Source organism: Pigmentiphaga litoralis, assembly GCF_013408655.1.
In the GTDB taxonomy this organism is placed as follows: Bacteria; Pseudomonadota; Gammaproteobacteria; order Burkholderiales; family Burkholderiaceae_B; genus Pigmentiphaga; species Pigmentiphaga litoralis_A.
Window position 1 is genome coordinate 3,005,259 of sequence record NZ_JACCBP010000001.1, and the last position, 18,867, is coordinate 3,024,125.

General features: G+C 64.6%; 19 protein-coding genes and 1 riboswitch. Of the genes, 7 read left to right on the plus strand and 12 right to left on the minus strand.

The window, feature by feature from the left end; all coding sequences use genetic code 11:
• Positions 1-75: 75 nt before the first annotated feature.
• Entirely contained in the window at positions 76-1,002 is a 927-nt protein-coding gene (locus HD883_RS13530; protein ID WP_179584608.1) for a LysR family transcriptional regulator, read from the minus strand.
• Positions 1,003-1,106: 104 nt separating this feature from the next.
• On the opposite strand from HD883_RS13530, the gene HD883_RS13535 reads away from it, so the two are divergent.
• The gene (locus HD883_RS13535; RefSeq protein ID WP_373563364.1) at positions 1,107-1,565 is read left to right on the plus strand and encodes an acyl-CoA thioesterase; all 459 of its coding nucleotides are present in this window, start codon (positions 1,107-1,109) and stop codon (positions 1,563-1,565) included.
• Positions 1,566-1,686: 121 nt separating this feature from the next.
• Positions 1,687-2,283, plus strand: a complete 597-nt coding sequence (locus HD883_RS13540; RefSeq protein WP_179584606.1) for a CoxG family protein — start codon at positions 1,687-1,689, stop codon at positions 2,281-2,283.
• A gap of 27 nt (positions 2,284-2,310) precedes the next feature.
• Here HD883_RS13540 and HD883_RS13545 read toward each other — a convergent pair whose 3' ends face one another.
• The 7 genes from HD883_RS13545 to HD883_RS13575 form a co-directional block, all read right to left on the minus strand.
• Positions 2,311-3,648, minus strand: coding sequence for an MFS transporter (locus HD883_RS13545; protein WP_257022497.1), 1,338 nt, complete (start codon positions 3,646-3,648; stop codon positions 2,311-2,313).
• A gap of 188 nt (positions 3,649-3,836) precedes the next feature.
• Positions 3,837-4,583 (minus strand): enoyl-CoA hydratase, encoded by a 747-nt coding sequence (locus tag HD883_RS13550; protein ID WP_373563365.1) that lies wholly within the window; start codon positions 4,581-4,583, stop codon positions 3,837-3,839.
• 52 nt (positions 4,584-4,635) lie between these two features.
• Positions 4,636-5,835 carry an acetyl-CoA C-acyltransferase gene (locus HD883_RS13555; protein WP_179584600.1) on the minus strand — a complete coding sequence of 400 codons (1,200 nt, stop codon included), beginning with the start codon at positions 5,833-5,835 and terminating at the stop codon, positions 4,636-4,638.
• 11 nt (positions 5,836-5,846) lie between these two features.
• Positions 5,847-8,252 carry a 3-hydroxyacyl-CoA dehydrogenase/enoyl-CoA hydratase family protein gene (locus HD883_RS13560; RefSeq protein WP_179584598.1) on the minus strand — a complete coding sequence of 802 codons (2,406 nt, stop codon included), beginning with the start codon at positions 8,250-8,252 and terminating at the stop codon, positions 5,847-5,849.
• 30 nt (positions 8,253-8,282) lie between these two features.
• The gene (locus tag HD883_RS13565) at positions 8,283-10,073 is read right to left on the minus strand and encodes an acyl-CoA dehydrogenase C-terminal domain-containing protein (RefSeq protein WP_179584596.1); all 1,791 of its coding nucleotides are present in this window, start codon (positions 10,071-10,073) and stop codon (positions 8,283-8,285) included.
• A 69-nt stretch (positions 10,074-10,142) separates the two neighbouring features.
• On the minus strand, positions 10,143-10,799 hold the full coding sequence (locus tag HD883_RS13570) for a TetR/AcrR family transcriptional regulator (protein ID WP_179584594.1): 657 nt from the start codon (positions 10,797-10,799) through the stop codon (positions 10,143-10,145).
• 169 nt (positions 10,800-10,968) lie between these two features.
• Entirely contained in the window at positions 10,969-11,535 is a 567-nt protein-coding gene (locus HD883_RS13575) for a TMEM165/GDT1 family protein (protein WP_179584592.1), read from the minus strand.
• 5 nt (positions 11,536-11,540) lie between these two features.
• Positions 11,541-11,721: riboswitch (yybP-ykoY riboswitch) on the minus strand.
• A 91-nt stretch (positions 11,722-11,812) separates the two neighbouring features.
• Between HD883_RS13575 and HD883_RS13580 the strand changes: the two genes are divergently transcribed.
• Both HD883_RS13580 and HD883_RS13585 read left to right on the plus strand, forming a co-directional pair.
• Entirely contained in the window at positions 11,813-12,595 is a 783-nt protein-coding gene (locus HD883_RS13580) for a M15 family metallopeptidase (protein WP_179584591.1), read from the plus strand.
• 48 nt (positions 12,596-12,643) lie between these two features.
• The gene (locus tag HD883_RS13585; protein WP_179584589.1) at positions 12,644-14,005 is read left to right on the plus strand and encodes an MFS transporter; all 1,362 of its coding nucleotides are present in this window, start codon (positions 12,644-12,646) and stop codon (positions 14,003-14,005) included.
• Positions 14,006-14,086: 81 nt separating this feature from the next.
• On the opposite strand, the gene HD883_RS13590 is transcribed toward HD883_RS13585, so the two are convergent.
• From HD883_RS13590 to HD883_RS13600, 3 genes are all read right to left on the minus strand, one after another.
• Positions 14,087-14,956, minus strand: coding sequence for an endonuclease/exonuclease/phosphatase family protein (locus tag HD883_RS13590; RefSeq protein ID WP_179584587.1), 870 nt, complete (start codon positions 14,954-14,956; stop codon positions 14,087-14,089).
• A 96-nt stretch (positions 14,957-15,052) separates the two neighbouring features.
• Positions 15,053-15,433 (minus strand): DUF423 domain-containing protein, encoded by a 381-nt coding sequence (locus HD883_RS13595; RefSeq protein WP_179584585.1) that lies wholly within the window; start codon positions 15,431-15,433, stop codon positions 15,053-15,055.
• A 65-nt stretch (positions 15,434-15,498) separates the two neighbouring features.
• Positions 15,499-15,921, minus strand: a complete 423-nt coding sequence (locus HD883_RS13600; RefSeq protein ID WP_179584583.1) for a VOC family protein — start codon at positions 15,919-15,921, stop codon at positions 15,499-15,501.
• Positions 15,922-16,021: 100 nt separating this feature from the next.
• On the opposite strand from HD883_RS13600, the gene HD883_RS13605 reads away from it, so the two are divergent.
• The 3 genes from HD883_RS13605 (at position 16,022) to HD883_RS13615 (ending at position 17,997) form a co-directional block, all read left to right on the plus strand.
• Positions 16,022-16,906 (plus strand): LysR family transcriptional regulator, encoded by an 885-nt coding sequence (locus HD883_RS13605; protein ID WP_179584581.1) that lies wholly within the window; start codon positions 16,022-16,024, stop codon positions 16,904-16,906.
• A 199-nt stretch (positions 16,907-17,105) separates the two neighbouring features.
• Positions 17,106-17,450, plus strand: coding sequence for a DUF4148 domain-containing protein (locus HD883_RS13610; RefSeq protein WP_179584579.1), 345 nt, complete (start codon positions 17,106-17,108; stop codon positions 17,448-17,450).
• A gap of 205 nt (positions 17,451-17,655) precedes the next feature.
• Positions 17,656-17,997, plus strand: a complete 342-nt coding sequence (locus HD883_RS13615; protein WP_179584577.1) for a DUF4148 domain-containing protein — start codon at positions 17,656-17,658, stop codon at positions 17,995-17,997.
• Positions 17,998-18,224: 227 nt separating this feature from the next.
• Here HD883_RS13615 and HD883_RS13620 read toward each other — a convergent pair whose 3' ends face one another.
• Positions 18,225-18,683: a helix-turn-helix domain-containing protein gene (locus tag HD883_RS13620; protein WP_218863145.1), complete on the minus strand. Its 459-nt coding sequence runs from the start codon at positions 18,681-18,683 to the stop codon at positions 18,225-18,227.
• Positions 18,684-18,867 lie beyond the last annotated feature (184 nt).

The following is an 18,867-nucleotide window of genomic DNA, read 5'->3' on the forward strand; positions in this document are numbered from 1 at the left end:
CAACATGAGCCAATGCCGTTTGTGCATTGCAGGGCAAACGCCGTGCGGACAGTGCTGCCGACTCATCCGAACGGGTCAGGCATCGCCCGTCTGTTGCGCGCTCAGGTAGGCCCACAGGGCGTTGACCACCGGCTTGCCACTGCCGCTAATTGGATGTTCGCGGTACAGGCGGATTTCCATGGTCTGGGTATAGGCTTCGCCCGCGCAGGCCAGCCGCTGCGCAGCCAGGTCGTTGCGCACCGCGCTGTCGGGCAGGAAAGCCACGCCATGGCCCGCCAGCACCATGACTTTCAGGGCTTCGGCCATGTCGGTTTCATACCGTTGTTCCAGCGCCGGCCGGGGTTTGGCTTCGGACAGGATCAGTTCGGCGATCCGCCCCAGGTAGGCATTGGGCGTGTAGCCCAGGTAGGGCGTGGGCCGGTCGGTCTTGCCGTCCAGCGCGTATTCGGGCCGGCCGTCGGGCAGGCGGCGCGCATAGGGATAGACGGTTTCGGTGCCCAGCACCAGCATGTCGTAATGACGGGGGTCCAGCTGCACGGGCAGGCGCGGGTTCCAGTACACCATGGCCAGATCGCTGCCGCCCTGCACCAGGCTCATGGCGGCGTCGTGCACATTCAGCGCCTGCAGGCGCGTGCTGAAGGCCGGGGCCGCGCCGCCGGCCTGGATGCGGCTCAGCCAGCTCGGGAAGAACGTGAGCGACAGCGTATGTGGCACCGCAAAATCAACGATCTCGCGCGACGCCGGACGCATGCCGCGCAGCATGGCGCGCGTTTCGTCCAGCCGGGCCAGCATGTCGATGGCTTCGGCCCGAAAGGTTTCCCCGGCGGGCGTGAGCCGGGTCGGGTAGACGGCGCGGTCGACCAGGTCGGTGCCGACCCAGGCTTCCAGCGCCTGGATGCGCCGCGAAAACGCCGGCTGCGTGATGTGGCGCAGTTCGGCTGCGCGCGAAAAGGACCGCGTGTCGGCGAGCGCGACAAAGTCTTCCAGCCACTTGGCTTCCATGCTGTTCCCTGGCGAGTTGGCGAATTGTAGGCGATAGCCGGGGGCCGCCGCGAGCGGTCAGCCACTACACTGAAGGCCTCTTCACGCCCCCGAGGCTCGCTATCGTGACCGACTCGACCACCGCTCCCGCCCTTCCTTCCGCCGACCGCCTGCCCGATGCCCAGCCCGTCTTGCGGATGGTGCCGATGCGTTCCGACGCCAACTTCCATGGCGATGTGTTTGGCGGCTGGATCATGGCGCAGGTGGACATTGCCGGATCGCTGCCCGCCGTCAGCCGCGCCAATGGCCGCGTGGCCACGGTGGCGGTCACGTCCTTCGTGTTCAAGCAGCCCGTGTTCGTGGGCGACCTGGTCAGCTTCTACGCCAAGGTCATCGCTACCGGCCGCACGTCGGTGACCGTGGCGGTCGAAGTCTATGCCGAACGGATCCGGCTCGATTCCGAGGTCGTGAAGGTGACCGAAGCCACGCTGGTCTATGTGGCCACGGACGAGTCGCGCCAGCCCCGTCCCTTACCAGACGTTACGGCACCTAGGGTCCCCCCGCTGGACACCCTGGGGGAATAGTGGCAAATTGCCCCTAAGGAAAATAGGTTTTTCCGGAGCCCGCCGGCACAGGTGGGCCATGACAACGACATCCCATCGCGGCCGGTGGTGATCTGCTTCCGGCCCAAGAAGGAGACACATCATGGAACTGGCCAACTCACGTTTCGTTCCGGCGTCGCAGCAGCGCACCTGGAACAAACTCATCGCTCCTGAAACCCTCAAGGTCTGCATTACCGGTTGCGAAACGCTGGAACGCGTTTCCGACAACGAGTACCTGGTCGGCCTGCGCGCCGACGTCGGACCCGTGCACGCCCGCTTCAAGGGCCGCCTGAAACTGACCGACATGAAGCCGCCCCACTCCTACCACCTGCAGTTCGAAGGCGAAGGCGGGCCGGCGGGGTATGCCAAGGGGGATGCCGACGTGGTGCTCGAGCCCGAAGGCGAAGGCACCCGGTTTGCGTACAAGGCCCATGCGGATCTGGGCGGGAGGCTGGCCCAGCTGCGGCCCGACCAGGCGGAAAAGATCGCCCGCAAGATGACGGACAATTTCTTTTCGCTGTTCTCGGTCTGCGCCGACAAGACGTTCGAACGCAACGAGCAGGCCAAGGTGATGAAGGTGCCGGTGGAACCCGATCCGGTGGTCGCGGCGCATCGCAGCGAGATCCTGTCGAAGGTGTCGTGGCTGGTGGTGCCGGGTGTGATTATGGCGATCATCGCGTATCACACGTTCATGCATTGAACGGCCGGAAGTTCAGAACCCGCCCGCTCACATGCGGGCGTTTTTCATCCTGATCTGGCTGGACAGCGCCACGGTCGCGATGCAGAACAGCACGGCGATGACCATGCCGATCTTGACGCCGGTCAGCACCGACGTGCGCGCGATGATGATGCCGACGGCCGCGGTGCCGATCGCGCTACCCAGCGTGCGGGTGGTCTGGATCAGGGCCGAGGCCACCCCCACGTCGCGGCGGTCGGCAATCATCTGCATGAACAGGGTCAGGTTGGGCACGATAAAGCCCAGTCCCAGGCCGCTGATCGAAAAGGCAACGACGGCAAACCAGGTTGCGCTGCCGCGTTCCAGCGTCATGATGCCGAAGCAGCCGACCGCCAGCACAATGGCGCCCAGCATCATCAGGCGCTGCGGCTGTGATTGACGCGGGAACAGGCGGCCGTTGATCACGCTGCCGATCGGAATGCACGCCACCAACGGCGCCAGAATGCCGCCCGCCTGCGATGGCGTCATGCCGACTTCCACTTGCAGAAGCAAGGGCCCGTAGTACATCAACGTGAACATGACCGAACCCATCATCAGGCCGACCAGATTCAGCAGCCGCGACTCGCGGGTCTTGAGCACCTGCAACGGCAACATGGGCGATGTGACGCGGCCTTCATACGGAATCAGCACGGCGATGGCGACGGCGCCGACCAGGGCCAGCACACCGGCCAGCAGGGGCCGCGACACTTCGCCAAAGCCCAGTTCCAGGGCGGCCATGGGCGCGCCCACGGCCACGGCAAGCAAGGCGCCGCCTAGCCAATCGATACGTGGGCGGGACGTGTGCACGGGCGTCAGCCGCGGGAAATAGACCCACAGCAGGGCGAAGGCCACGATGGCCATCAACGGGGTGACAAAGAAGGCCGCGCGCCAATTGATGGCTTCGGTCACGGCGCCGCCGATCAGCGGGCCGACGCCACTGGCGACGGCAAAGGCCGTTGAAATCAACGCCTGCCATTTCACGCGCCGCAGCGCATCGGGGAACAGGTCGGCCGGCGCGGCAAAGGCCGTGGCGATCATCATGCCGCCACCTATCCCCTGCAACGATCGCGCGCCGATCAGCTGCGGCATGGACTGCGAAATGCCGCAAAGGATGGAGCCCAAGGCGACGACGCCGATCGATACAAGAATAAACGTCTTGCGTCCATACAAGTCGCCCAGACGCCCGAAGATCGGGATCATGATGACCGAGGACAGCAGGTAGCCCGTGCCCACCCACGCATACAAGGCAATGCCGCCGAGTTCGGTGGCGACCTTGGGCAGCACCGTGCCGACGATGGTCGCATCGAGCGCGACCAGCACCACGACTGCGCACACGCCCAGGACGGCCAGCAGCAGTTCACGGGGGTTTTCGATCGGGGCGGCGTGGGATGGCGGTGCAGTGTTGGCAGCGCGGCCATCGGGGCCGGCGGGTGTGCCAGCCGGTGTGGGTCGTATGTCGGGCATGGAGGCTAGAGGATACTCCCGGCCGGAAGACTTCCCAAGCCGCCCTAACAAATCCTAGCGTTTATGACAGGTCGTCAACCGCCACGCGGCCGGGTCAGAAACGCCTTGAACGCCGCCCGGGCTTCATCGCTGTGCAGCAGGTCGGCGAACACGGTGGCCTCGTCCTGGATCTGCCGCGCCACGCCGACGGCATCGCCCTGCTTCATCAGGCGTTTGGTTTCCTGCACCGCGGTTGGCGGCAGCAAGGCGAACCTGGCGGCCTGCGCGCAGGCAAAGCCGAACACGTCATCGGGTGGCAGCAGCCGGGTGGCCAGGCCCATCGCCAACGCGTCCGCCGCACGGATCGGTTCGGACAGCAGCAAGGCTTCTGCAGCACGCGCATGCCCGATACGGGCCGGCACCAGACGGCTTGCCGCGAATTCCGGACATAGCCCAAGCTTGACGAAAGGCATCACCAACATCGCATCATCGGCCAGATACACCAGGTCGCAATGCAGCAGCATCGTCGTGCCGATGCCCACGGCCATGCCGTTGACAGACGCAACGACCGGCTTGCGGGCGGTGGACAGCGCCTGCATGAAATCGAACACTGGCGCATCAGGCCCGGGCGGATTCGCCAGGAAATCTTCCAGGTCGTTGCCCGCCGTGAAGGCCTGGCGATCCCCATGCAGCAGCAGGGCCGCGATGGTGTCGTCGGACTCCGCGTCCATCACGGCCTGCGCCAGACGAGCGTACATGCCCCCGGTCAACGCGTTCTTTTTGCCGGGCCGCGCAAAGCCGATCCGCGCGACGCCGTCCACCTTGTCTACCGTGACATCCACCGCCGTCTCCTGTTGGCCGAGCCGGCCCGACACCTGCCCCATGACCTCGCGTTTACACCCGCTGGAAGATCCCGGCCGCGCCCATGCCCGTCCCTACGCACATGGTCAGCATGCCGTAGTCCAGGTTGTGGCGGCGCAGCGCATGCACGACTGTTGCCGCGCGAATGGCGCCGGTTGCGCCCAAGGGGTGGCCCAGGGCGATCGCGCCGCCCATCGGGTTGACCTTGGCCGGGTCCAGGCCCAGGTCGCGGATCACTGCCAGCGATTGCGCGGCAAAGGCTTCGTTCAGCTCGATCCAGCCCATGTCGTCGAGCGACAGGCCGGCCGCCCGCAAGGCCGCAGGCACGGCTTCTTTCGGGCCGATGCCCATGATCTCGGGCGGTACGCCGCGCACGGATGCCGCCACGAAACGCGCCAGCGGCGTCAGCGAATATTCCTTCAGGATCTTTTCGGACACGATCAGCAAGGCGCCGGCACCGTCCGACATCTGCGAGCTGTTGCCGGCGGTGACGCTGCCTTTGGCGGCAAATACCGGCCGCAGCTTGGCCAGCGCTTCCAGGCTGGTGTCGGCACGCGGGCCTTCGTCCAGGCTGAGCGTGTGCTTGTTCACGCGCACCTCGCCCGTGGTCAGGTCGGGCGTGCGATCAATGATCTCGATCGGCGCGATTTCGTCGGCGAATTCACCGGCCTGCTGCGCGGCCAACGCCTTGGTGTGCGAGGCCAGGGCGAACGCGTCCTGGTCCTCGCGCGACACCTTCCACTGCGCGGCCACCTTCTCGGCCGTGAGGCCCATGCCGTAGGCGATGCCGATGTTGTCATTGCCTTCAAACACGCGCGGGTTGACCGACGGTGTGTTGCCCATCATGGGCACCTGGCTCATGGATTCGACGCCACCCGCGATCATGACGTCGGCTTCGCCCGTGCGGATGCGGTCGGCCGCGGCCACGATGGCCGACAGGCCCGATGCGCAGAAGCGGTTCACCGTCATGCCGCCTACGGTGTTCGGCAGGCCGGCCAGCAACACCCCAATACGCGCCACGTTCAGGCCCTGCGGGCCTTCGGGCATCGCGCAGCCGACGATGGCGTCCTGGATGCGTGCCGGGTCCAGCCCGGGGACTTGCGCCAGCGCCGCGCGGATGGCATGCACCAGCAGATCGTCCGGACGCACATGGCGCAGCACGCCCTTGGGCGCCTTGCCGATCGGCGTGCGCGAGGCGGCAACGATATAGGCTTCCTGGAATTGTCGTGTCATGTCGTTGTTCCTCAATTACGCACGGGCTTGCCGGTCTGCATCATGCCCATGACGCGTTCCTGTGTTTTGGGATGGTTCAGCAGCGACATGAAGGCCTGCCGTTCATGCTTCATCAGCCACTGTTCGTCGACGCGCGATCCAGGCGCAATGTCGCCGCCGCACAGGATCTCGGCAATCGTCTTGCCCAGGTGGTAGTCGTGGGCCGAAATGAAGCCGCCATCCCGCATGTTCACGAGCTGCGACAGGATGGCCGCCACGCCGTCGCGGCCGGCGACTTCGAACGGCACGGGCAGCGGCGGACGGTAGCCGCCATCATGCAGCGCCATCGCCTGCTTGATCGCCACGAACAGCACTTCCTGCACGTTGAAGACGATCGGGTCGCTGTCCCGCAGGTAGCCCATGCTGCGCGCTTCGATCGCGGACTTGGACACCTGGGCGGTAGCCGCCTGCATCAGGTATTTCTTCAGGAAATGCAGCAGCGGCGCATCGGGCGCCAGCGCGTGTTCTTCGGCTGCGCGGCGCGCGCCGTAGGTCAGGCCGCCGGCGCCGGGCACCAGGCCCACGCCCACTTCCACCAGGCCGATATAGCTTTCCAGATGGGCGACGCGGCGTGTGCAGTGCACCGCCATTTCGCAGCCGCCGCCCAACGCCATGCCCGCGATCGCGGCCACGGTCGGCACGTGCGCATACCGCAAGCGCAGCATGACCTGCTGCAGGCGTTCTTCTTCGGGTTCAATGGCCTGTACGCCACCGCTCATGAACAGCGGCAGCATGGCTTGCAGGTCGGCGCCGGCCGAGAACGGCTCGCCCGCATTCCAGATCACCAGGCCGCGGTAGTCCGCTTCGGCCAGGTCCACCGCCTTCAGCAATCCGGCGCTGACCCCCGGCCCGATCGCATGCATCTTGGTCTTGAAGCTGGCGATCAGGACCTCGTTCAGGCCCGGATTCGGCAGCGTCCAGAGGCGGATCGATTCGTCTTCGAACACAGTCGTGCCGGTGGTGGCAATGTCCACGCCGTCACCGAACAGCGGCGCGCGGAATACCTGCCGCGCATACACCGGCAGGGTCGACCGGGCTTCGAAATTCTGCGTGGTCGGGTTCCACGAACCCTGATGCGTATGCACCCCGCCGCGCTCGGCCACCGGGCCGCTCGTCACCCATTCGGGCAGCGGTGTGTCGGACAGTGCCTTGCCTTCGCGAATGTCTTCCTGCACCCACTTGGCCACTTTCAGCCAGCCAGCGGATTGCCACAGTTCGAAGGGGCCCTGCGTCTGGCCAAAGCCCCAGCGCATGGCAAAGTCCACGTCGCGCGCGGTTTCGGCAATCTCGGCCAGGTGGACCGCAATGTATTGGAAGGTGTCGCGCAGGATCGCCCACACGAACTGCGCTTGCGGGTGCGTCGATTCGCGCAGCAGCTGCAGGCGTTCGCCCGCATCCTTCTTTTTCAGGATGCGCACGACCAGGTCGTCAGCCTTGGCATCGGCCGGCACGTAGGTGCCCGTGGCCGGGTCCAGCCGCAAGATGGCCTTGCCTTCTTTCTTGAAGAAACCCGCCCCGGTCTTCTGGCCCAAGGCGCCCTTTTCGATCAGCCCTTTCAGGACCGCAGGCGTGCCATACAGCGGCGCGAACGGGTCATTGGGCAACTGGTCTTCCATGGTCTTGATGACATGACCCAGGGTATCCAGGCCGACCACGTCACCCGTGCGGAAGGTGCCCGATCTGGCGCGGCCCAGCTTGGCGCCGGTCAGGTCGTCCACCACATCGAACGGGATGTTGAACCGTTCCGCTTCGATCATGGCCGACAGAATGCCGAACACGCCCACCCGGTTGCCCACGAAGTTGGGCGTGTCCTTGGCGCGCACCACGCCCTTGCCCAGGGTGGTGGTCAGGAAGGTTTCCAGGCGGTCCAGAATGGCCGGGTCGGTCTTAGCCGTGGGGATCAGTTCGGCCAAGTGCATGTAGCGCGGCGGGTTGAAGAAGTGCACGCCGCAGAAGCGCGACTGCAGGCCTTCGCCAATGCCCTTGGCCAGTTCGGTGATCGACAGGCCCGACGTGTTGGTCGCAAAGATGGCGTCGGGCGCAATGGCGCCAGCCACCTTCTTGTACAGGTCGTGCTTCCAGTCCATGCGTTCGGCGATCGCTTCGATCACCAGATCGCATTCGCGCAGCTTGTCCAGATGCTCTTCGTAGTTGGCCGGCACGATCAGCGCGGCCAGATCGGGGCTGCCCAGGGGCGCGGGGCTCAGCTTCTTCAGGTTCTCGATGGCCTTGAGCGCGATGCCGTTCTTGGGACCTTCGCGCGCGGGCAGATCGAACAGCACGACAGGCACATTGGCGTTCACACAATGCGCGGCGATCTGCGCGCCCATGACCCCGGCGCCCAGCACAGCGACTTTACGAACGATGAAATTCGGCATGATTTTCTCTGGCAAGGTAGGCGATAGACATTAAAACAGGTCGGCGTCGAGCGCGTTCAGCACCGCGGCGCCCGACCGTGCGGCGCGAATGCTGGATGCCGTCTCGGGCAGCAGCCGCGCAAAGTAGAAGCGCGCCGTGGCCAGCTTGGCGCGATAGAACGGATCGCCACTGCTTTCCTTGTCGAGCGCGATCCTGGCCATGCGGGCCCAGAAGTAGGCATAGACCAGATGGCCCACCACCCGCAGGTAGTCGACCGCGGCCGCGCCGACTTCGTCGGGGTTCTGCATCGCCTTCATGCCGATTTCCATGGTCAGCTTGGTCAGCTTGTCGCCCAGGTCGGCCAGCGGCGTGATGAATTCATTCATGGCTTCGTCCGCGCCATGGTCTTCGACAAAGGCCCGCACCTGCTCGCCAAACGCGCGCAGGGTCGCGCCGTTGTCGCGCAGCACCTTGCGGCCCAGCAGATCCAGCGCCTGGATCGTGTTGGTGCCTTCGTAGATCATGTTGATGCGGGCATCGCGCACATACTGCTCCATGCCCCATTCACGGATGTAGCCGTGGCCGCCAAACACCTGCAGGCAGGTCGACGCGCATTGGAATCCGTTGTCGGTCATGAAGGCTTTGACGATCGGCGTCATCAGTCCGACCATCGCGCTGGATGCATTGCGAACCGCTTCGTCCGGATGATGCAGGGACTTGTCGTATTCCAGCGCCACCCAGTAGCCGAAGGCACGGCCCCCCTCGGCATACGCACGCGCGGTCAGCAGCATCTTGCGCACGTCGGGGTGCACGATGATGGGATCGGCGGACTGATCCGTGCGTGCCGATTCCGACAAGGCACGGCCCTGGCGGCGGTCTTTCGCATACGCCGCGGCGTTCTGGTAGGCCACTTCGGTCAGGCCCAGGCCCTGCATGCCCACGCCCAGCCGCGCGCCGTTCATCATCACGAACATGGCGTTCAGGCCCTTGTTGGGCTCGGCCACCAAGTAGCCGGTGGCGTCTTCCATGGTGATCTGGCAGGTGCTGTTGGCATGGATGCCCATCTTGTGTTCGATGCCGGTGCAGAAGATGCCGTTGCGCTCGCCGGCGTCGCCCTTGGCATCGGGCACGAACTTGGGCACCAGGAACAAGGAGATGCCCTTGGTGCCTTCGGGCGCGCCGGGCAGCTTGGCCAGCACCAGGTGCACGATGTTCTTCGACAAGTCGTGTTCGCCCGACGAGATGAAGATCTTGCTGCCGGTCAGCGCATACGTGCCGTCTTCCTTGGGAACCGCGCGGGTGCGGATCAGGCCCAGGTCGGTGCCGCAATGCGCTTCGGTCAGGCACATGGTGCCGGTCCATTCGCCTGACACGAGTTTGGGCAGGTACAGCTGCTTCTGTTCCGGCGTGCCGTGGGCGTGCAGGCATTCGTAGGCGCCGCTGGTCAGCCCCGGGTACATGGCCCACGCCTGGTTGGTCGAGTACTGCATTTCGAAGAACACGTTCTGCAGCAAGGCCGGCAGGCCCTGTCCACCGAATTCCGGATCGGCATGCAAGGACGGCCAGCCCGCCGCGCAGAAGCTGTCCCAGGCCTCCTTGAAACCCTTGGGCGTGGTCACCGCATGCGTGGCCGGGTCGAAATGGCAGCCTTCCTGATCGCCCGACTGGTTCAATGGAAACAGCACCTCGGCACAGAAGGTGCCGGACGCTTCGACTACCTGGTTGATCGTGTCGGCATCCAAAGAAGCATGCGCCGGCATCGCCTGGTACGCGTCGGTCACAGCCAGCAATTCATGCAGCACGAAGGTCTGGTCACGCAGCGGGGGGGTGTAGCGGGGCACAAAATTCTCCTGTAGCGGCGGAACGCGGATAGTCGTTATTAGTGTCAGAACAAGATTGCAGCAATGGGTTCAGTGCGCCCGGTACGCGTCGATCAAGCGCGAAAACCCGTCGGACGCGCGCTTGACGCAGCCCGGCAGCTTCAGAAAGCGCGAATCGTGGTGCAGCACCAGGATCAATCCATACATTTCGAACAGCAGTTGTTCCGGGTCGGTACCGGCACGCAAGTGGCCTTCGGCAATCGCCTGCTTGCAGGCCCGCAGCAAGGCGGACCGCCACAGCCCAACCGATTCGATCAAGGCAGCGCGCACCGGCCCGCTACGGTCGTCGTATTCGACCGCGCCACCGATGTAGATGCAGCCCTGCGCGATTTCGTGCGAGACCCGCTTGATCCAGTTGCCGAACAGGGCGTCGAGCCGGGGCAGGCCGCGCGGCTGGTCCAGCGCGGGCAGGAACACATCCAGCTCGAACCGCCGCCGGTATTCCTGCACCACCGCCACCTGCATGTCTTCCCGCGACCCAAAGTGGGCATAGACACCGCTTTTGCTCATCTGCATGGCGTCGGCCAGCATGCCCAGCGTCAGTCCTTCCATGCCCTCGCGCGCCGACAGCAGCAAGGCGGCGTCCAGGATGGCCGCGCGCGTCAGCGCGCCCTTGCGATGCCGGGACTCGCGGTCGGGCTCGGAAGGGGTCGTTGTCTTGCGGCTGGCGGTCGGTGACGCGTGCATGGCAGGGGACGGGGCAGAGAGCAGAAAAAACGGACATCGCACGAAAAAAGAACGAACGTGCTATTTCCATGCAGATTACCCCGTTTCCCGGGCCGATGGGAAGCGGGGTAAAGCCGGATAGAGCCGATCAGGGTCGGCGGCCGCCGAGGGACGTCAGCAGCCGAAGGCCTCAGAAGCCCAGGCCGCCCATGAGGGCGACCACGCCCAGACAGGCAAAGATGAAGGCGGCGATGCCGTGCACCAGCTTGACCGGCAGCTTGTGCGCCATCTTGTCACCCAGGATCACGGCCGGGACGTTGGCGATCATCATGCCCAGCGTCGTGCCGGCGACCACGGCGGTATAGGCCTGGAACTGGGCGACCAGGGCCACGGTGGCGATCTGCGTCTTGTCGCCCATTTCCGCCAGGAAGAAGGCAATCAGGGTCGTGCCAAACACGCCGAAGCGGCCGGATCCGGTGTCGGTGTCGTCGAGCTTGTCGGGAATCATCATCCAGACGGCCATGCCGATGAAGGACACGCCAAGGATCCAGCGCAGCGCCTGCGGACCGATGAAGCTGGTGAGCCACGCGCCCACGGCGCCGGCAAGCGCATGGTTGACGATGGTGGCGGCAAGGATGCCCAGGATGATGGGCCAGGGGCGGCGCCAGCGGGCGGCCAGGAACAGGGCGAGCAGTTGGGTCTTATCGCCGATCTCGGCCAGGGCAACGATGCCGGTCGAGACGAGAAACGCTTCCATGCAGGGGACTCCGAGGGCCGGACGATGAAAACCAATGATCGTGCAGCCACCCCGGCCCTTCCGGTGTGCGGCACGATCAAAGGTCTCGCCAAGACTGAACCGCCTGCGCCATGCCCGTGTGTCGAGCAAGTATGTTGACGCAAGCCCCTCCGGTGCGGAGGGAGGCTACTCCCCAATGACGGGGGCGAGTATACCTGCTCGGACTCGGGGTTACCCGCAATCGCCTACTATGCAGCATCGATCCAACACCGCCATTCCGCGCATTGCGGATCCTACGATGACACGATCTTCTTCCACGGCCGGCGCCTGCCTGGCCGCCGCCGCCCTGCTTACGTCAGTGGCTGCTATCACGCCCGTGCAGGCCCAGCCCGGCCCCGACCTGTCGATCCCGGCGGGTTTCGTGCACCTGACCGACATCGCGCAGACCATTCCGCTGGATGTCCGCTATCACGGCAGCAATAACTTCCTGGGCCGGCCGGTGCGGGGCTACCACGCGCCCACCTGCATCCTGACCCTGCCCGCGGCGCAGCGGCTGCGCGACATCCAGCGCGAACTGCGGCCGTCCGGCCTGTCGCTCAAGGTGTTCGACTGCTACCGGCCGCAGCAGGCCGTGGACGACTTCATTGCCTGGGCAAAGGATGCGTCCGACCAGAAGGCCAAGGCGGCCTATTACCCCAATGTGCCCAAGGACCAGCTGTTCGAACGCGGCTTCATTGCGGAACGGTCGGGCCACAGCCGCGGCAGCACGGTCGATCTGACCCTGACGGCCCTGCCCCCGGTTTCCTTGCCGGAGGCAGTCGGCACAGCCCCCGGGGCGCGGCCCACGCGGGGCGTGCTGCTGCCCAATGGCGAGGTGGACATGGGCACGCCCTTCGACCTTTTTGATGTACAGTCGCACACGGACAATCCGGATCTTCCCGAGGAAGTGCGACATAACCGGAAGTTCCTCGAGACCCTCATGCTCAAACATGGGTTCACGGGCGTGCAGGAAGAATGGTGGCACTTCACCCTCCTGGACGAGCCCTACCCCGACACTTACTTCAATTTCCCGGTCCGCTGACCCGCGCGTTGTCGCACGCGGCGTGCGCCGACCCTGCATTCTCATTCCATGCACGTCTCAGATGGCCTGCCCACGCCGCGTAAATACTGGGCACTCGCCGCGACCCTGCTAGCGATGGCCATGACGGTCCTCGAAGCGACCATCACCAACATTGCCCTGCCGACCATCGCGCGCGACCTGGCGATCCAGCCGGCGCAGGCCGTCTGGATCGTCAACGCCTATCAGCTGGCCATTGTGGTGGGCTTGCTGCCGTGTTCATCGCTGGGCGAAATCTACGGCTACCGGCGGGTATTCGCGGTCGGCATGGCCTTGTTCACGGCGGCCTCGGCCGGCTGCGCCATTGCGGGATCGTTCGACCTGCTGATCGGCTTTCGCCTGCTGCAGGGCCTGGGCGCCGCCGCGACCATGAGCGTGACGCCCGCCCTGCTCCGCTTCATCTATTCCCAGAAACAATTCGGCCGCGCGATCGGCTTCAACGCCCTGGTGGTGGCCTGCTCGTCGGCGGCCGGGCCGGTGATCGGATCGCTGATCCTGTCGGTGGCGTCGTGGCCCTGGCTGTTTGCGGTGAACGTTCCGATCGGGATCGCCATCCTGGCTTTTGGCGTCAAGCACCAGCCCGTTACGGAACTGGCCAAACGGGACTTCGACTGGCTCAGCGCCCTGCTCAGCGCCCTGTTTTTCGGCCTGCTGATCTACGGGGTGGACCATCTGCTGTCCGACTTCGGCACGGCCATGATCACGCTGGTGGCGTCGGCCGTGGCGGGCTTCCTGCTGATCCGGCGCGAGCTGCCTCGCGCCGTGCCGCTGCTGCCGCTGGACCTGCTGCGGATCCGGGTGTTCGCCTTTTCGATCGGGGCATCGGTATGCGCGTTTTCGGCCCAGACCGCCGCCTTCATTTCGCTGCCTTTCTACTTTCAGCAGGCCATGGGCCGCAGCCAGCTCGAAACCGGTCTGTTGATGATGCCGTGGCCGCTGGCCGTGGCGATCGCGGCGCCGGTGTCGGGCCGCGTATCGGAAATGATTTCACCGTCGGTGCTGTGTTCCCTCGGCACGGCCTTGCTGGGCTTGTCGTTGACGACGATGATCCTGCTGCCCGCGTCGGTGCCCAACGGGGTGCTGATGGGATGCATGGCGGTGGCCGGCGCAGGCTTCGGCATGTTCCAGACGCCGAACAATCGCGTCATGCTGACGGCGGCCCCCCGGGCACGTAGCGGCGGTGCGGGTGGCCTGCAGGCCACGGCGCGCCAGTTCGGGATGGCGTGGGGTGCGGCGCTGACGGCGTTGGCGTTCACCGCGTTGCCATCGCATGGGCCCACCGGTGCGCTGACGCTGGCCGTGGTCTTCACGATCGCGTCGTCGATTGTCAGTGCCGCGCGCAAGGGTGGCAAGCTGCGGGCGCCGGCGGGGTAAGGTCGGGTCGGCAAGGCTTTTGCGCAGGCCCCCTGGCGCGCGGACTGGCGTGCGCTACCAGACAGCCGGCTTGCAATGCCCTTAAGGCAATTCCAGTTCCGCCAGCAGCGGCGCGTGGTCCGACAAGCGTGTCCACGGCCGGCCATGCAGCACGCTGGCATGCCTCACCGAAAAGCCCCGTTGGTAAATGCGGTCCAGCCGCAACCACGGGAACACTGCCGGGAAGGTACGCGGTGGACGCGGCGCCTGGAAGGCCCCGCCCGCGCCGATGCGCAGCGGTTGCGCGCCAATGCCCTGGCGCAGCGGCGACAGATTCCGGTCCTTCAGCATCTGCCCCAGCACCCTGGCGGAATCGCGCAGGCGCGGCAGCTCGGTGCTCTGGCCACGCGGGGCCGTCGCGAACACTTCATGCACACCCAGCCGTTCCACCAGCACTTTCGACAGCACATTGGTCCAGTCGTTGAAGTCACCGGCGATCAGGATCGGGCAGTGCGACGGCACCAGGCTGCCGATGCGGGCAACCAGCGCTTCGATCTGCCGCGACCGGCCCGCGGCGAACAGGCCCAGATGCACCACGAAACAATGCACTTCGTGATCGGCGACCTGCACGGTGGCGTGCAGCAAGCCGCGCTGCTCCATGCGATGGTCGGAAATGTCTTCGTTGTGATGCGACAGGATGGGAAAGCGCGACAGCAGCGCATTGCCGTGATCGGTGTCGCGGCGGATGGCGTTGCGGCCATAGGCAGCTTCCAGCCTTAACGCGGCGGCCAGCATTTCGTGCTGGGCGTTCAGGGTGCCGCGGCGGTCGTTGCGGCCCTGCACTTCCTGCAGGAAGGCCAGGTCGGCACGCAAGCCATGCAGGCCCAGGCGCAGGTCCTGGCCGGACTCGCGCCCGCCCATGGCCGACATCCCTTTATGGATGTTGTAGCTGACGACTCTGACAATGGACATGGCGGTGCTGCCTCAAACCTGATGACGGATTCTAGAGGCACTACCGGCCCCACCGCGTGGCGGTGTGGTTACCGGATTCAACATGTCAGGCGCCAGTCAGGATGCGCGCGCCCGCCTGTCAAACAGGACAGGTACCGCGGCGGCCAGCCAGCCGACGATCATCATGCCGCCGCCGAAAGGCGCGGTGCCCCACAGCAGCTTCATGCCCGCCAGCTGGCGCAGCACCAGGTCGCCCGAGAACAGGAAGGTGCCCGCCACCAGCAAGGCCCCGGCAACGCACAGGGCGCGCCGGCCGCCTTCCACGTGGGGAAGCAGCGCCGCCATGCCCAGGACGGCGCAGGCGTGCATCAACAGGAACAATGCCGCGGTGGAAAGGGTGCCGCCGCCTTGCAGATGGGTGGCCATCGCTGCAAAGATGACGCCCGACGCGCCCATGGGGGCGGCACAGGCGAGCAGGACACGAGAAGAGCGCAACATTGCGGCGTTTCCTTACACAAACACAAAAAACAGTGAAGCCAACGCCGCGAAAGGCCGATGCGAAATTACTTCGCGAAGACCTGGCTCATGTCGCCGAAAGCCTTGAATTCGAGTGCGTTGCCCGAGGGATCCATAAAGAACATAGTAGCCTGTTCGCCCACTTCGCCCTTGAAGCGCACATAGGGTTCGATGACGAATTTGGTGCCGGCGGCGCGCAGCTTGTCGGCCAGCGTATCCCACTGTTCCATGGACAGGATCGCACCGAAGTGACGGACCGGCACGGCGTGGTCGTCAACGTCGCTGGTCTTGGCGCTGCGGGCTTCGCCTGGCGACAGGTGGGCCACGATCTGGTGACCATAGAAGTCGAAGTCCACCCAGGCGTCGGAGCTTCGACCTTCGGGACAGCCGAGAAGTTCGCCGTAGAAGGCACGGGCTTCTGCCAGGCTGTCGACCGGGAATGCCAGATGAAACAACGGGATGTTCGCCATGAAGTGCTCGCTTGAAGATCGGGAAAGATTTGATTGTAGTTAGCGTAACTCTTAATATGAAACGAATATTTTCTAGCCTTAGCCCCAGGAAATTCGATAAGTGATCCGCTACCTTCGAACCTTCGCCACGGCGGCGCAGACCGCGTCGTTCTCGGCCACCGGCGACCGGCTGGGGCTGACGCAATCCGCCGTCAGCACGCAGATCAAGCGCCTGGAAGACGACCTGGGCTACACGCTGTTCGACCGCGCCGGCAAGTCGGTTGCGCTCAACGCCCAGGGCCGCCAGGCGCTGGCCACGGCCGAACGCATCCTGGACCTGTACGACTCGCTCAAGGGCGGCCAGGCACGCGTGGCCAGCACGCCCATCGCCATCGGGGCGATCTCCACCGCGCAGATCGGTCTGCTGCCCCGCGCGCTGCGGGGGTTTCGCGATGTCTATCCCGGCGTGCATGTGAATGTGCTGCCCGGCATGTCGGTGCAATTGCTGTCGCAGATCGATGCGCAGGAACTGGATGCCGCGGTCATGATCAAGCCCAACCTGGGCATCCCGAAAGACCTGAAATGGCTGCCGCTGATGCAGGAACCGTATGTGGCGATTGCCCCCTTGCGCAGCCGCGGCACGCTGGATGGCCTGCTGCGCACCCTGCCTTTCATCCGGTACAACCGCCGATCGTACGGCGGCCAGCCGGTTGACCAGTTCCTGAAACGGCAGCGGCTGCAGGTCAACGACATCATGGAACTGGACGAGCCCGCCGTGATTCTGCGCATGGTGCGCGAAGGCCTGGGATGCGCGATCCTGCCAGGCCTGCTGGCTGGCGTGCGCGGTGAACGGGTACGTGTGATGGCGTTGCCCGGACCGCCCCTGCATCGCGAAATCGGCGTGCTGGTGCGGCAGTCCGCGCTGAAGGACCCGGTGCTGAAGGCCTTGGTGGACAGCCTGACGGTGCAGGCGGATGCATTGGTCAGGCCACCCCACCATCCTTGACCGCGCCACCGTCATGGGTTTGAATCGCGCGCGTTGACCGCCGGCTGCGTGCTTTGTTCACAGTTCTGGTATCACTTGGGCATATAGCTTGAATATGCCCAATCTATTTCCAATATACTCAAAACAGGCAGATCATTCTCTCACGGTCACCAAGCAGCCTTCTGCACCGACCCCTTCCAATAACAGAGAGAGATAGATCATGACCAAGACCCACGTTATCAGCGCCCTGTCGGCAACCCTGATCGGCCTCGCCGCTTTTGGCGCCCAAGCCCAGGAAATCAACCGCACCGGCGAATACCCCTACGCATCGTCCACCTCGCAAAGCAGTGAAGTCAGCGCCGCTCAAGTCCATCAGGAACTGATGCAAGCCAAGGCCCGCGGTGAAGTCGTCGACGGTGATCTGTATGGCCTGCTGCCCATGAGCACCAACAGCGACGCATCGTATGCCCAGACCAAGCAACAACTGCTGCAATCGAAGGCTGACGGCTACTACTTCAACAACGCGACCTATCCCGTTCCAGGCCGCACTGCCCGCCGCGGTTAAGCGTACGACGCAGTCGTGCACTTGCAGTGAGTCAGTACTGAAGTCGATGTTCGCGCAGTTGTCGTAGTTGCAGTTGCAGTACCACCGAGGTCAGTCTGTTCCATCTTGAACTCCAGAGGCGCGAGTCCGCTGTGATGTTCGGATGACATGACTGGCCTTTGTCATTTTGGGGGAAGCCCCCAATCATTGAAGAGAGAGCATCATCATGAAGACCCCTCGTATCCTTGGCATCGTGTCTGCCGGCCTGATCGGCCTGGCCGCCCTGGGCGTGCAAGCCCAGGAAATCAACCGTACCGGCGAATATCCCTACGTCAACAGCTTCACACCCAGCACCGTCAGCGCCGCTCAGGTCCGCCAGGAACTGATGCAGGCCAAGGCCAATGGCCAGATGGGCGACAGCGAGCTGTATGGCCTGCTACCCATGGGCACGCCCAGCACCACGTCGTATGAGCAGACCCGCGCCGACCTGGCAAAGTGGCGTGCCGACGGCTATTACTTCAACGACGCGACCTACCCGGTTCCCGGCCGCACCGTCCGCAAGGGTTGACGCGGCAGGCGTGCACGGAAGACGTTGAAGTCCAGGTGAAGTCGGAGTTCTGGTAGTAGCAGTAGCAGTCGTAGTCGAAGTCGAAGTCGCAGTCGAAGTCGAAGTCGCAGTCGCGGTTGCAGTACCACCAAGGTCAGTCTGAGCCATCCTGAATTCCAAGAGCGCACGTCTCTTGTGATGTTCGGATGACACGACTGGCCTTTGTCGTTTCTGGTCTGTGCATGCGCTCAAGACAGCACGGAAATGCCTTTGCGCCGAATGACGTTCAGCAAAGCCAGCGCCGGGCCCTGAGCCTGGGTGATGCCTCGCTCGAGTTGCGACACGTAGCCAGCCGTCATATTCAAGTATCTTGCCAGTGCAGCCTGGCTCAGATGCGCTTCCTCTCGGACCTGCCGGACTTGCTCCGGGCTGATGGGTTCAGCAGTGGGGAGCTGCGCCGATCCAAGATGCCGCGCGGTAATTTTCTGGTGCGTGGCTGCGTCCATGATGTCAAGCCGGCGCTGCGCGTCGGCCATTTCCACCAGCTCGGCCGACAGGCGGCTAGAAGTTGCTTTCGTCATTGTCGATCTCCTGCAGATCACCGTCGCGCAATGCAAGACTGACCTTGTCAGCTGGCGCGGCAAGCCAAATTTTCCCGATGCCTGGCGCGCGAAACGTACCACGCCCTTCGTTTTGAAGATCCTCATGACACCCTGGACAACACGGAAAACTATAGCACTGAAAATTACACTTTGCGGGCCAGCGCGTGCGCCGCTTGCATGGGCTCATTGAATCGCAATCTGGCATAGGACAACGCCGTCCATGGGCTCGACTTGTCCTGGCGCCGCGGCGACATCATGGGCGTCAGACATCCGCTTCCCCCATAAAAAA

Coding starts and splice junctions, on each gene's coding strand:
- HD883_RS13530 (WP_179584608.1), bottom strand. CDS start 1,002: ATGGAAGCCAAGTGGCTGGAAGACTTTGTCGCGCTCGCCGACACGCGG.
- HD883_RS13610 (WP_179584579.1), top strand. CDS start 17,106: ATGACCAAGACCCACGTTATCAGCGCCCTGTCGGCAACCCTGATCGGC.
- HD883_RS13620 (WP_218863145.1), bottom strand. CDS start 18,683: ATGAGGATCTTCAAAACGAAGGGCGTGGTACGTTTCGCGCGCCAGGCA.
- HD883_RS13590 (WP_179584587.1), bottom strand. CDS start 14,956: ATGTCCATTGTCAGAGTCGTCAGCTACAACATCCATAAAGGGATGTCG.
- HD883_RS13575 (WP_179584592.1), bottom strand. CDS start 11,535: ATGGAAGCGTTTCTCGTCTCGACCGGCATCGTTGCCCTGGCCGAGATC.
- HD883_RS13560 (WP_179584598.1), bottom strand. CDS start 8,252: ATGCCGAATTTCATCGTTCGTAAAGTCGCTGTGCTGGGCGCCGGGGTC.
- HD883_RS13585 (WP_179584589.1), top strand. CDS start 12,644: ATGCACGTCTCAGATGGCCTGCCCACGCCGCGTAAATACTGGGCACTC.
- HD883_RS13555 (WP_179584600.1), bottom strand. CDS start 5,835: ATGACACGACAATTCCAGGAAGCCTATATCGTTGCCGCCTCGCGCACG.
- HD883_RS13595 (WP_179584585.1), bottom strand. CDS start 15,433: ATGTTGCGCTCTTCTCGTGTCCTGCTCGCCTGTGCCGCCCCCATGGGC.
- HD883_RS13540 (WP_179584606.1), top strand. CDS start 1,687: ATGGAACTGGCCAACTCACGTTTCGTTCCGGCGTCGCAGCAGCGCACC.
- HD883_RS13580 (WP_179584591.1), top strand. CDS start 11,813: ATGACACGATCTTCTTCCACGGCCGGCGCCTGCCTGGCCGCCGCCGCC.
- HD883_RS13570 (WP_179584594.1), bottom strand. CDS start 10,799: ATGCACGCGTCACCGACCGCCAGCCGCAAGACAACGACCCCTTCCGAG.
- HD883_RS13615 (WP_179584577.1), top strand. CDS start 17,656: ATGAAGACCCCTCGTATCCTTGGCATCGTGTCTGCCGGCCTGATCGGC.
- HD883_RS13600 (WP_179584583.1), bottom strand. CDS start 15,921: ATGGCGAACATCCCGTTGTTTCATCTGGCATTCCCGGTCGACAGCCTG.